Source organism: Frankia sp. CoWAU3 (assembly GCF_977971855.1).
This window is the reverse complement of record NZ_CDWWXB010000099.1, coordinates 1-12141: the sequence shown is the minus strand read 5'-3', so window position 1 is coordinate 12141 and position 12141 is coordinate 1. Positions and strand designations below refer to the sequence as shown.

Sequence of the window (12141 nt, the reverse complement as noted above, 5' to 3'; positions counted from 1 at the left end):
CCCCCGACCCAAAAACAAGATCACAGAGGCCGGATGGCGCAACGCAACCCAATGTGCGAAAGCACGGGGCTAGCATGGACACGCAACGCCATCGGTTCGTAGCGGTGGCGGCACGTCAGGGATGGTCAGGGATAGGGTACGGAGCGAGCCGTAAGGGAGCGGTGATCTGATGACTCAGCGCGCTGAGAGCGAACTCACCATCGACAGTCGGCAGGGCTCCCCCGTCGAGTGGCTGGGGGCGGAGATGACCCGCGCCCGCTGGACCAAGAGCTTCACCGGCGACCTGACCGCCACCAGCTGCATCGAATTCGTGATGGGGCAGCTGGTGGAGGGCGACGGCCCCCGCGTGTACGTGGGCGTGGAACGGGTCGAGGGCACGCTGCACGGCCGCAAGGGCAGCTTCGTACTCGTCCACAACGCCCGGTCGCTCGGCGCGGAGAACGAGATGATGATCACCGTGCTGCCGGGCTCCGGCACCGGCGAGCTGGACGGCATCACCGGGACCGCGCAGATCACCCCCGGGCACGCCTTCATCCTCGACTATGAACTCGGCTCCTGACGGCCGCGGATGAGAGGGAAGGCGGCACCAGGTCCGGCCCTGTCCGATCGTGCGCTCGGCCGCGCGCTGCTGGCCAGGCAGGGCCTGCTCGAGCCGTACGACCTGCCGCTCGCCGAGGTCGTCGAGCGGATCGGCGCGGTGCAGTCCCAGTACTGGCCCGCGCCGCCGGTCGCGCTCTTCTCCCGGATGCGGGAGGTGACGGTCCGGCAGGTGCACGAGGCCCTGGCCGCGCGCGAGCTCGCCAACGGCATCCTCCTCCGTGGCACGTTCCACCTGGTCAGTGCCCGCGAGCACCCGGCATACTCGGCGGTGGCCGAGTATGCCGGCACGAACGACTGGCGGTTCTTCCTGCCGAAGTCCATGCGAAGCTTGCCTCCGCTCGACGAGCTACGCCGGGACCTGTACCGTTTCGCCGAGGGCGAGGCGCTCAGCGGAGCGCAGATTGCAGAGTTCATCGAGAAGTGGCTGGCCGCGCGCCCCGAGGAACTCGCCGCGGAGCAGGTCGCCTGGCTGCGCGAGCGGTCCTTCAGGTTGTTCCTGCGTACCAGCGCATTCCTGCGGGTTCCGGCCGACGGGAACTGGAACACGGCCAAGGGCCCCGCCGAGCACACCGCCGCGCCGCAATCCCCGATCACGGGTGACGGCGTGGCGGCGGATGCCGCCATTTCCGAGGTGGTGCCGCGTCATCTGCGCGCCTTCGGCCCCGCCGCGGCGGAGGACGTCGCGTACTGGCTCGGCTGCCGCGTCCCGCAGATCCGGCCAGTACTCGACAAACTGGGCGATTGCCTCGCCCGCCTCACCGATGAGGCGGGACGCACGCTGTACGACCTCCCCGACGCCCCGCGCCCGGACTCCGCGACTCCGGCTCCGGTGCGGCTGCTCCCGTGGTTCGACAGCGCCCTGCTCGCCTACGACGCGAAATACCGCAGAAGAATCCTTCCGGACGCCTACAAGGGCCTCGTCTACATGAAGGCGAATCTACAGCTGTTACCCACGATTCTGGTCGACGGCCTCGTGGCGGGAATATGGTCGGTGGAGACGAAGCAGATAAAAGGCGGTTCCGTCTGCGTCGTCCTCAAGCAGTTCACCGAGCCGAGCCACGAAGACCGGGAAGCGCTTGCCACAGAAGCCGAGCGCCTCGCCCGCTTCATGCGTCCGGAAGCCGCATCCCATACGATCCGTTTCGAAGAGCCCTGATTCACAGGCGATTCGGTAACCGATACAATGCCGCCATGAAGGCTTCCGGAACTTTCGACGTAGCCGTATTCGAACAAACGGAACTGTCTCCCAGACCGGCCCTCGGGACAGGCCTGCCTGTTGGCGTGTGGACCATGGAGAAGCACTACGCCGGCGAACTGACGGGCCGCTCGGCCACTCTGCTGACCGCGGCCTTCGACCGCTCAAGCGGTGTCGGCACCTACGTGGCCATGGAGTCCTTCGACGGCACGCTCGGCGGCAGGAAGGGTGCCTTCAACTTCGTGCACTCCGCCGCCACCACCGGCACCAATCGCTACGACGAGTTCTTCACCATCGTGCCTTCCAGTGGCGCCGGCGAACTTACCGGCATCCGCGGCACCGGCGGCATGGAGATCGACTCCGACGGCACCCGCCACATTTGGTTCGATTACGAACTCGACGAGTGAGCTCCCCCCCCGGGTATGTCGGTGATCCAGCGCGCGGCGAACAGCCCTGACGCGTGTCCAGCCAGGTGGGTGCGTCTCCGGCGGGCAGTGTGAACACAACGGTGGACAGTACCGAACGTCTCGGCCGGCATCGGTGGAAAGGCGAGAGAACGATCTCCTGGCTGGATGGCTACCGCCGGTTGACCATCCGCTACGAACGCGATGGCCGGAACTTCCTCGGGCTCCTCACTCTGGCCGCCACGATCACCTGCTGGAAGAAACTCCCACACCCCACATGAGACGGCGAAGCCCTTCACTGCTGTCGGGACCGGGCGGTGGTCACCTCGCCGTAGGTGTGCAGGGAGGCGAGGTCAGCGGCGGCCCGGCCGGACGCCCACCCCTCGCCGTCGGTCGCGTTCACCGCCCGGGCGACGACCTGCGGGAACATCGTCTCGGCTGCCTCCTTCACGGCGTCGCCACGGGCGGCGAGCACAGGCAGCAGCCGGCTCTCGCCCGCCTCGACCGCGGCCTGTTCACTGGCCTGCTCGGTAGCGGCCGTCAGGCGTTGGCCGATCCGGACCGCGAACGAGGCGAGGAACGACTGGCGGAACGACCGGGTGCGGGACCGCCCGTGGCGGGACCCGGCCTGCATCATCGCCGCGGTCGCCTGGACCAGGAGCGAGGTGTACAGCAGTTCGACGGCGTCGAGGTCAGGCTGGAAACCGATCACCGTGGCGAACCCGAGGTTCTTTGTCCACACCGAACGGCATCGGTTTGCACCGGCGACCACGTCGAGCAGGCTAGCCTTGGCCGCCTCGTAAGGGCTGTCGACGCCGACCCGGCGGCCGGCCGGCTCGTCGCGGGTTCCCTCCCGCGCCGCGAGCAGCGCCTCGTCGATGCTGTGCCGGGCCATGAGCTGCTGTGCCTTGGCGGTCAGCGCCTCAGCCTCGTCCGCGAACCCGGTCGATTCGGCCTTCGCCAGCAGCGCCCGGACCTTGTCGAGGATGCGTGGGTCGGCGCTCCGGCCGGCCCCGGCCCGGCGGCCCGGGTCCGCCTGGCCGTGGCCGCGTCCCGCAGGGCGACCTGGTGGGTCGCGTCGTGTGGTGCCTGGTGGGGGGCACAGGGATTCGATCGCGGGAAGGGTGTGCAGAAGGGTGAGCAGACCGAGGGTGTCGGCAAGCGCCTCCGCCCGGTCCCGGCCCTCCCGGTCACCCCAGGCGTCCAGCCAGGTGCCGTCATCCTCCCACCACAGAACGGCGTTAAGATCATACAGCTGGTTCTTCCACCGCTCGTCGACGGTGGCGGCCGCGTATTGCCGCATCTGGCCGGCGATGGCGTCGACGGCGAGTCGCGCCTGGCGCTGGCCCGCCTGACGGTTCACGATCCGGTGCACGTCAGCCGGCTGCCAGCCGCGCTGCCAGGCGGCCTCGACGGTGCGGTCGAACCACCCGGCCAGGGACCGATTGACAACTCGGCGTCCGACCGGCCCGCCCGGCGCGGCGACGAGCAACTCCACGTACTCGGCCAGTGCCGCCTCATCCCGGGCGAGCTGGGCGCTCAGCGCCGCCGCGACCAGCTGATCGGCGATCCGGCGAAACATCTCCCGCTGGCCGCGCTCCTCCTGGTAGAAGGCCCCTGCCCCGGACTCCGGCGCCTGGGCGCGGACACGGTTCGCGCGGGCCTTCTGTTTTGCCTTGCGTCGTTCCCGGTTCCGGCTGCCCACCCATCACCTCGCTCAGAGGGAATCCTGATCTCTCGTCCCCAAGGATCGCATGTCGACCGGAGCGAGAAGGACCGACCCCAGGTTCGATGATCAATTCCGCGGCCATACGGCAAAATGATCCACTTATTCACCTCGTTGAGGTTCGTCATGGCGATGTGCTCGGCGGGCGGCCCCAACGAACCAGCCCAGGACCATGTCGTCGCCCGGACCATGTCGCTCGACCGCGGAACCGGCCCTGGCAACGCTCCTGGGGACGTACGGATCGTTCCTGGCTGCCGTTCTAGACTGATCAGAGTGGTCGTGAGCCTCATGCTCCTGGACGGGGTACGCTGGGAGGGCACCCCGGTGATGGGCGACCGCCCCCGAGCTTTGCTGGCGGCGCTGGCATCCGAGCCCGGCCGGCCGGTGCGGGCGCAGCGGCTGGCCGAGATGATCTGAGGCGAGGGGTCGTTGGCCAACCCGGCCAAGGGCCTTCAGGTGGTCGTCTCGCGGACCAGGGCGGCGTGTGGTGCCGGTGCGGTGGTGCGCGACGGTGACGGCTACCGGCTCGGTCTCCCGCCGACGCAGGTCGACAGCTGTCTGCTGGGCCGGCTGGTGGCCGAGGCCGCCGAGCTCGTCGCTGTCGATCCGCGGGCCGCCGTCGAGCGGGCCCGCGCTGCGCTGGACCTCGGCACGGCGCTGCCGCCGGTGCCGGTGAACGGCTCCGGGCCGCTCGCCGACGTGCGCCGGGCGGCCGGCCGCGACCTGGCGGCGGCCCGACTGCTGTTGGCCCGGGCCACGAGTCGTACAGGTGAGCATGCCAAGGCGCTCGGGTTCCTGGAGGCGGCGCACGCGCAGCAGCCCGACGACGAGGACCTGTTGGTCGACCTGCTACGCAGCGAGGCCGCGGTGCGCGGGCCCGCGGCGGCGTTGGGACGATTCGAGCGCTACCGCCGGGACCTGCGGGAGCGGCTGGGGACCAGCCCCGGGGAGACACTCACCCGGGTCCAGCGCGATCTGCTCGCCCTCGACCGGCCCGTCCGGGGCGGGATCCGATACGACGCCACTCCCCTGCTGGGCCGCCAGCACGACGTCGAGCGGCTGCGGGCGTTACTGGACCGGTCGCGGGTGGTGTCGATCGTCGGGCCGGGTGGCCTCGGGAAGACCCGCCTGGCCCATCTGCTCGCCCGGGACAGCACGCTGCCGGTGGTGCACGTCGTCCACCTGGTCGGGGTGGCGGCGCCCGAGGACCTGATCGGCGAGGTCGGCTCCGTGCTCGGCGTCCGCGACTCGATCGGCGACCGCCGGGTGCTGACCCCCGCGCAGCGCGCCGACCTGCGCGCGCGGATCGCCGCGAGACTGGCGCGGGGGCCGGGCCTGCTGCTGTTGGACAACTGCGAGCATCTTGTCGCCGAGGTCGCCGAGCTGGTCGCCTTCCTCGTCACGGCCACCGCCGACCTGCGGGTGCTCACGACGAGCCGGGCGCCGCTCGCGATCGGTGCCGAGCGGGTCTACCTGCTCGGCGAGCTGGTCCGCGCCGACGCGGTCGAGCTGTTCAGCCAGCGTGCCACCGCGGCCCGCCCCACCGTCCGGCTCGACCGTGAGGTGGTCGGCCGGATCGTCGACCGGCTCGACGGGCTTCCGCTGGCGATCGAGCTGGCGGCGGCTCGGGTCCGGGCGATGTCGGTGGAGGACGTCGACCGGCGGCTGGCGGACCGGTTCGCCTTGCTGCGCGGCGGAGACCGCGCCGCCCCGGACCGCCACCGCACGCTGCTCGCCGTGATCGACTGGTCGTGGAACCTGCTGGCGGAGCCGGAACGGCGCTCGCTGCGCCGGCTGGCGCTGTTCCCGGACGGTTTTACCCTGGAGGCGGCGGAGGAGATCCTCGCCGCCCCCGGCCCCGCCGACGAGGCAGCGGGTTCCGATCCCGTCAACGCGGTCGACGCGGTGCAGAACCTCGTCGAACAGTCGTTGCTGAGCGTGCGCGAGCCGGCCGGCGGAGTGCGTTACCGGATGTTGGAGACGGTCCGGGAGTTCGGCCGGCTGCGGCTGGCCGAATCCGGCGAGCAGGTCGCGGCGCGACGGGCCCAGCGGGACTGGGCGGTCGGCTACGCCACCCGGCACGGCGTGGGTCTGGTCACGGAGCGGCAGTTCGCGGCGATCGACGCGATCGCGGCCGAGGAGACGAACCTCGCCGACGAGTTGCGTGACGCGGTGGCCGACGGCGACACCGAGACGGTCGTGCGGCTGCTGGCGGTGCTCGGTATGTTCTGGGCGATCCGCGGCGAGCACCTCCGGATGTCGGTGCTGATCGACGCGGTCACCGCGATGCTGTCCGGCTGGACACCGCAGCCCGCCGCGGCCCAGGCTGCCGTGGCTGCCGGGACCGCGATGGCGACGGTCGCGATCTTCGTGGGGGACGGGCTTCTCCCGGCGCCGATCCGCGAGCTGCTGGAGCGGCTCGGCCCCGAGGCTGCGGGCGACCCGTGGCTGGCCAACACGGCGCGGGTGCTGCTCGCCCTCGACCCGGCGCAGCCCACGGACACCGAGACACAGCTCGTGCGGCTGGCGGACGGTGCCGACCGGCACCTGCGCCTGGTCTGTCTGGTGTGGCTGGCCCATCTGCACGAGAACGCCGGTGAGGCACTGGCCTCGGCGGCAGCCGCCGAGCAGACGCTGGCCCTGGCCACACCGCGGGAAGGGCCGTGGCTGACGGCCATGGTGCACACCCGGCTGGCCGAGCTGACGATGCGGCGCGGAGATTTCGCCGTCGCCCGTTCCCACGCCCAGGCGGCCCTGCCGGTCCTGGAACGGCTCGGTGCCCGCGACAACGTCGCACAGCTGCGGGTGCTGCTGGCGTTCGACGCCGTCAACGGCGGCCGGCTCGACGCGGCCGAGGAGTATCTCGCCCGGATCGACCCGTCGGACGGGGCCGTGTACGGCGGCCCGATGATGGCGGCGATCGGCCGGGCCGAGCTCGCGATCGTGCGCGGCGACACGGCTGGGGGCCTGCGCCAGCATCTGGACGCGGCAGCGGGGATGCGGGCGTTGCGATGGCCCGGTGTCGCAACGACCGGCGTCGAGCCCTGGGTGCTGGCCGGCGACGCGGTGGCGCTCGCCGCCTTCGCCTGGCACGCGGCCAGCGCCGACGACCTCGCCACCGGCCACGACCTGTTTCGCGCCAGTCTCGTCCGGTGTGCCGACGCGTTGCGACGCAGCCGGGCCACGATCGACTATCCGGCGTGCGGGACGCTGCTGTTCGCGTTCGGCGTCTGGGGCCTTCGCGACGGCCGGCCGGCCGGGATGCCGGCCGGGATGACAGTGCGGGAGGCGGTCCAGCTGCTCGCGCTGGCGAAGCGTTTCTCCTACATCGCGACGATCCCGTCGCTGGGGTGGGCCCGGGTCGAGGCGCTCGCCGAGCGCCGGGCGCCCGGCGCACTCCCGGCAGCCCGGTCGGACGCCGAGGCCCGGCGCCCGGCGCAGCTGTTCGACGAGGCGTGCATCCTCGTCGAACGGCTGGCCGATCTACCACCGGGCCGCGACGGGGCATCGCCGGGGCACGGGCTACAGGTGCCGCTTGTAGCTGACGACCGACATCGGCAGGAAGATCACGATCACGGCGAGACCGGTGAGCAGCGTCCAGCCGACCTGCCCGGTGAGCACGCCGTTGTTGGCCAGGTCCCGCGTGGCGGAGACCAGGTGTGACACCGGATTGACCCTGGTGAAGGTCTCCAGCCAGCCCGGCAGCGTCTTCGCCGGCACGAACGCGTTGGACAGGAAGGTCAGCGGAAACAGGATCATCATCGAGATTCCCTGCACGCTGCGGGCGCTGCGGGCGACCGTGCCGATCCAGGTGAACGCCCACGCGATCGCCCAGCCGGTCAGGACCGCGAGCACGATCGCGCCGAGCACGCCGGGCACGCCGCCGCCGGGCCGGTAGCCGAGGATCAGGCCCATCAGGTAGGTCAGGCTCGCCGCGATCAGGTAGCGGACCAGGTCGGCGATCATCGGCCCGGCCAGCGGCGCGATCCGGGACATCGGCAGGGACCGGAACCGGTCGAAGACCCCCTTGTCCATGTCCTCCCGCAGCTGCGTACCGGTGGCCATGCAGGTGGTGAGCACGGTCTGGGCGACGATGCCGGGGATGAGCAGCGGCAGGTAGCTGTGGACGTCGCCGGAGATCGCGCCGCCGAACACGTAGGCGAACATCGCGGTGAACAGCAGCGGCTGGAGCGCCACGTCGAAGAACTGTTCCGGGTTGCGGCGCATCTTCTTCAGCGCTCGCCAGGCCATCGCGAAGCTCTGGGTAAGGGTGTCCCCCACCCCGGCGCGGGCCCGGGTACGGGCGACGGCGGCTGCCGGGTCGACGGCCGAGGCCGGCCGCGGCGCGCCCGCGGCCGGCCCGGCCGACGGCCCGGCGAGAACGGTGTTCATCGAGTTACCTCCGTGGCGTGGTCGTCTGGGCTGGTCGCGTCCTGGTCGGGTACCGCTCCGGTCGGGCCGCCGGCGGTCTGCGGGTCGCCGGCGTCGCCCGGGTCGCCCGGGCCGCCGTGGCCGGGACCGTGGCCGGTGAGGGCGAAGAAGACCTCGTCGAGGGTCGGTTTGGCGACACTGACCGAGGCGATCGCGACGGCGGCCCCGCGCAGCGCGATCAGCACGTCGGCGGCCCGGTCGGCGACGTCGAGCGGGACGTTGAGCCGGCCGGACTCGGGCGTGGTGACCGGCTCCTCGCCGAGCACCCGCAGCACCACCTCGCGGGCGCGCTCCTGGTCAGCGCCGGGGGCGAGCTGAAGCTGCAGCGTCGAGTCGCCGACCTGGGTCTTGAGCTCGTCCGGCGTGCCCTCGGCGACCTTGCGCCCGTGGTCGATCACGCAGACCCGGTCGGCGAGCTGGTCGGCCTCGTCCAGGTACTGCGTGGTGAGCAGGACGGTGCAGCCGTCGTTGACGAGCTCGCGGATGGTGTCCCACATCTGGCCGCGGGTACGCGGGTCGAGGCCGGTCGTCGGCTCGTCCAGGAAGATCAACGGTGGCCGGGTGATGAGGGACGCGGCAAGATCGAGGCGGCGGCGCATCCCGCCGGAGAACGCCGAGATCTGTCGTTCGGCGGCCTCCTCGAGACCGAACTGCTCCAGCAGCCGGCGCGCGGTGGCGCGCGCGTCGGCCGAGCGCAGGCCCTGGAGCCGGCCGAACAGCCACAGGTTCTCGGTGGCGGTGAGGTCCTCGTCCACGGAGGCGTACTGGCCGGTCACGCCGATGAGCTGACGGACCCGGTGCGGCTGGGCGGCGACGTCGACGCCGAAGATCTCGGCCCGGCCGTCGTCGATCGCCAACAGCGTGGCCAGCATCTTCAGCATCGTCGTCTTGCCGGCACCGTTGGGCCCGAGCACGCCGAAGATCTCGCCGTGGCGCACCTCGAGATCGATGTGGTCGACGGCGTGAAAATCGCCGAATCTCTTGACCAGACCACCGGCCTGGACCGCGGGCATGGCTGTCACCCGTCTTCCTTCCGTGGGGTGTCGCGACAACGGGGGATCGACAACGGGGGCGTCGGGTCGAGGGAGGCGTCGGATGAGCTGGCCAGAACGCTAGACAACGGCGGTATCACCGCCCCTGCACGCCGGTTTCACCGGCCTTCGACCGGCGGCGCGGGCGGGACACAGGCGCCGCCACCGGCCGGAGCCGCCTCCGGTACCGACGGCCTGCCCGGTCCGCCCCGTGCCCGCCCCGTGCCCGCCCGTATGCACGATGCGGGCAGGCGCGTCACCCGCGAAGCAGAGTGATCGCGCGGCCGGCGGGACCGGCGGTCGTGGTGACGCCGGTGCGTTCGCCGATGGCGGGGGACGTCGGGGCGCTGGTCGAAGATGGCGAGGGTCCCGGTGTCGAACTGGAAACGGCCGAGGTAGCGGTCACGCTGTGGGTCTCGCTCGGCTGGATCGGCGTCGCTCCGCACGTTTCGGTATGTGTCCAGAACTGTGCGGCGCGTCGGCGATAGCCACGCCGCCTCATCCGGCGCGGTCGAAACGGATGGCGCGGTCATACGCCTCGCGGGCGTCGAGGAGCTGGTCCCAGTGCTCGGCGACCCAGGCGCAGGCGACCGCCATCGGCTCCAGCATGCTGCGGTCCAGCGCGGTCAGCTCGTACTCGACATGGGCGGTGGCCCTGGCATCCAGGACGGTGCGGGTGATCAGGCCGTCCCGTTCGAGGGAACGCAGCGACTGGGTGAGCACCTTGGGAGTGACCCGGCTCAGCGGCACGCGCAGCTCGGAGAACCGGCGCGGCCCGTCTTCAAGGCAGCGGATGATGAGCGCTGCCCACTTGTCGCCGAAGCGGATCGGGTTGAGCGAGGACGGGCACAGCTCGTCGAACATGTCGGCGGGCAGGGGCTTCCTCACAGCTTCACGATAGCCAGCCAGCCGGTATCCCCGCGGTAACCGCCATCCCCGATAGCGTCCGCGCACCGGCCGGCGCAAGGGCACCGGCATACGGGGAGAGGGGTTGCCGTGAACATTGTGGTGTTCGGCGCGGGCGGGCGTGCGGGGCGGCAGGTTCTCGCCGAAGCAGGTCGCCGCGGCCACCGGGTCACCGCCGTGATGCGTGACCCCGCACGTCATGGCGACCTGCCGTCCGACGCCCGGGTGGTTGCGGGTGATGTCACTGATGCGGTAGGTGTCGAGCGTGCGGCGGCCGGACAGGACGCGGCGATCAGCGCCGCGGTCGACCTGTCCACGCCGGCGCACGACTTCTTCACCGCGTCGTCCCGCGCCTTGGCCACCGGGCTGGCCAGGGCGGGCGTGCGCCGCCTGGTGGTCGTCGGCCTCTCCTCGATCCTGCCGGGGGCATCCGGCGCCGCGTTGATGGACGAGCCCGGCTACCCGAACGAGTACCGTTCCTTCTTCCTCGGCCACGCGGCGGGCCTCGACGTGCTGCGCGCCTGCGAACTCGACTGGGTGTACGTCGCTCCCACTGGGGACTTCGACCACGACGGGGCGCGCACCGGCCAGTACCGGGTCGCCGAGCACGGCGACCCGGCCAGCCGGATCGGGTACGCGGACTTCGCGATCGCGCTGCTCGACGAGATCGAGGAACCGCGCCACCACCGCGCCACCGTCAGCGTCCAGTAGGTGCCGATCCATGACCAGCGGGCGGTCGGATCATCACCATCGGCAGTAACGCCGCCGACCGGATCCCCGAGCCGGGTGGCAGCGTTTACGCGGCCAGCAGGTCCGCGCTGACCTATAGCCGTAACCCGTTCGCGATAAAATGTTACCCGCCGTTCTATGCCCGGACATCCACGCGCCTGGCCGGGCCCGCCGTTGTCACTTCAGGCGCGGCCATCAGGTTGTCAACGGCGGGGGATGGGTGGCGTGATGCGACCGTGGCGACCTCGGTTTCCGCGAGGCAGGGAGTATGGGCCCGAAGCAGCGGGGTATCAACCCACGGCCGTGCTGGCGCTGGTGTTCGTATCAGCCGATCTCAATTGTCGATGGCTGGCCCCGGGCGCAGAACGTCGATCACCCACTCGTATCGGCTATGGTTAGCTCGAAGTCAGTGGAGACCAGTATTTCTCCGGCATGTTCAGCTGCCCAGACTGCCGCACCCGGCGAACGGGGGCCGCCGATGGCTTACCAGGACGTTCGCGACAGTTGCGGAAGGGACGCGGTCATGACGTTCGCATTGTCATCCGGATCGACGGCCATATCTTGCACCGGGACCCGCCGGCGCGGATAAATCAGGAGCGGCATCGGGCACGGCGTCCAGAGCCGGCCTGGGAAACTGGATGTTTTCCGGCTGGCCAGCCGCGGAGACCCCTATACACCCTCCGTACGCTCCGCGAAAAGGCCGGTTCCACCTGCTGCCCCTCAGGGAGGAACCGGTCGTTGTATCCCGAGAATTTGTTGAGGCCGTCTGCTGACGGACCAGAGGAGCGTACTCAGTGGACAAGATCCAAACAATCGAGGAGCTACACACCGCGGCATCCGACCTCACCGGACTCACCGACTTCGGCCCGGCGGACTATCTGGAAGGGCTCGAGGTGCTCCTGGCCTCCTATCAGGAAGAGGCGAGCCTGACGCCGCACGGCGTCCAGCTGGTCCAGGACGAGTTGTGCGGCATCCTGATGGCTCGCCTGTTCAGTGAGGCCGGGTGCAGGGCCGCGCAGAGATTACGCTACGTTGTGATTGGTGATGTTTTGTAGACGTGCTGTGGGGTGACTCGGGGCGCCCTGGGCGACACAGCGCGAGCGCAGCGTCTCTTTCCCC

At 70.8% G+C, this 12141-nt stretch carries 11 protein-coding genes and 1 pseudogene; 8 read left to right on the top strand and 4 right to left on the bottom strand.

Going from position 1 to position 12141, the window contains the following annotated elements; all coding sequences use genetic code 11:
* Positions 1-169 precede the first annotated feature (169 nt).
* From AC08ON_RS10690 to AC08ON_RS10675, 4 genes are all read left to right on the top strand, one after another.
* Positions 170-559, top strand: a complete 390-nt coding sequence (locus AC08ON_RS10690) for a DUF3224 domain-containing protein (RefSeq protein WP_476607422.1) — start codon at positions 170-172, stop codon at positions 557-559.
* 9 nt (positions 560-568) lie between these two features.
* Positions 569-1756 (top strand): winged helix DNA-binding domain-containing protein, encoded by a 1188-nt coding sequence (locus tag AC08ON_RS10685; protein WP_476607421.1) that lies wholly within the window; start codon positions 569-571, stop codon positions 1754-1756.
* 35 nt (positions 1757-1791) lie between these two features.
* Complete coding sequence (locus tag AC08ON_RS10680) at positions 1792-2202, top strand: DUF3224 domain-containing protein (protein WP_476607420.1); 411 nt, start codon at positions 1792-1794, stop codon at positions 2200-2202.
* 101 nt (positions 2203-2303) lie between these two features.
* The gene (locus AC08ON_RS10675; protein WP_476607419.1) at positions 2304-2480 is read left to right on the top strand and encodes a hypothetical protein; all 177 of its coding nucleotides are present in this window, start codon (positions 2304-2306) and stop codon (positions 2478-2480) included.
* Positions 2481-2494: 14 nt separating this feature from the next.
* Here AC08ON_RS10675 and AC08ON_RS10670 read toward each other — a convergent pair whose 3' ends face one another.
* Entirely contained in the window at positions 2495-3904 is a 1410-nt protein-coding gene (locus AC08ON_RS10670; protein ID WP_476607418.1) for a DUF2786 domain-containing protein, read from the bottom strand.
* Between the two features lie 300 nt (positions 3905-4204).
* Here AC08ON_RS10670 and AC08ON_RS10665 point away from each other — a divergent pair, with 300 nt between their 5' ends.
* Both AC08ON_RS10665 and AC08ON_RS10660 read left to right on the top strand, forming a co-directional pair.
* Entirely contained in the window at positions 4205-4342 is a 138-nt protein-coding gene (locus AC08ON_RS10665) for a hypothetical protein (RefSeq protein ID WP_476616877.1), read from the top strand.
* A 39-nt stretch (positions 4343-4381) separates the two neighbouring features.
* Positions 4382-4846, top strand: a pseudogene (locus tag AC08ON_RS10660) (BTAD domain-containing putative transcriptional regulator); the annotation flags it as partial.
* Positions 4847-7447: 2601 nt separating this feature from the next.
* Here AC08ON_RS10660 and AC08ON_RS10655 read toward each other — a convergent pair.
* The 3 genes from AC08ON_RS10655 to AC08ON_RS10645 form a co-directional block, all read right to left on the bottom strand.
* Positions 7448-8317 (bottom strand): ABC transporter permease, encoded by an 870-nt coding sequence (locus AC08ON_RS10655; RefSeq protein ID WP_011436452.1) that lies wholly within the window; start codon positions 8315-8317, stop codon positions 7448-7450.
* Positions 8314-9378: an ATP-binding cassette domain-containing protein gene (locus AC08ON_RS10650; RefSeq protein ID WP_476607417.1), complete on the bottom strand. Its 1065-nt coding sequence runs from the start codon at positions 9376-9378 to the stop codon at positions 8314-8316. The genes AC08ON_RS10655 and AC08ON_RS10650 overlap by 4 nt, the downstream gene beginning before the upstream one ends.
* 507 nt (positions 9379-9885) lie before the next feature.
* Complete coding sequence (locus AC08ON_RS10645) at positions 9886-10275, bottom strand: winged helix-turn-helix transcriptional regulator (RefSeq protein ID WP_476607415.1); 390 nt, start codon at positions 10273-10275, stop codon at positions 9886-9888.
* Positions 10276-10383: 108 nt separating this feature from the next.
* On the opposite strand from AC08ON_RS10645, the gene AC08ON_RS10640 reads away from it, so the two are divergent.
* Both AC08ON_RS10640 and AC08ON_RS10635 read left to right on the top strand, forming a co-directional pair.
* Positions 10384-11004, top strand: a complete 621-nt coding sequence (locus AC08ON_RS10640; RefSeq protein WP_476607414.1) for an NAD(P)-dependent oxidoreductase — start codon at positions 10384-10386, stop codon at positions 11002-11004.
* Positions 11005-11816: 812 nt separating this feature from the next.
* Positions 11817-12077, top strand: a complete 261-nt coding sequence (locus AC08ON_RS10635; RefSeq protein WP_476616876.1) for a hypothetical protein — start codon at positions 11817-11819, stop codon at positions 12075-12077.
* The last annotated feature ends 64 nt before the right edge of the window (positions 12078-12141 follow it).

Coding starts and splice junctions, on each gene's coding strand:
- AC08ON_RS10690 (WP_476607422.1), top strand. CDS start 170: ATGACTCAGCGCGCTGAGAGCGAACTCACCATCGACAGTCGGCAGGGC.
- AC08ON_RS10655 (WP_011436452.1), bottom strand. CDS start 8,317: ATGAACACCGTTCTCGCCGGGCCGTCGGCCGGGCCGGCCGCGGGCGCG.
- AC08ON_RS10680 (WP_476607420.1), top strand. CDS start 1,792: ATGAAGGCTTCCGGAACTTTCGACGTAGCCGTATTCGAACAAACGGAA.
- AC08ON_RS10685 (WP_476607421.1), top strand. CDS start 569: ATGAGAGGGAAGGCGGCACCAGGTCCGGCCCTGTCCGATCGTGCGCTC.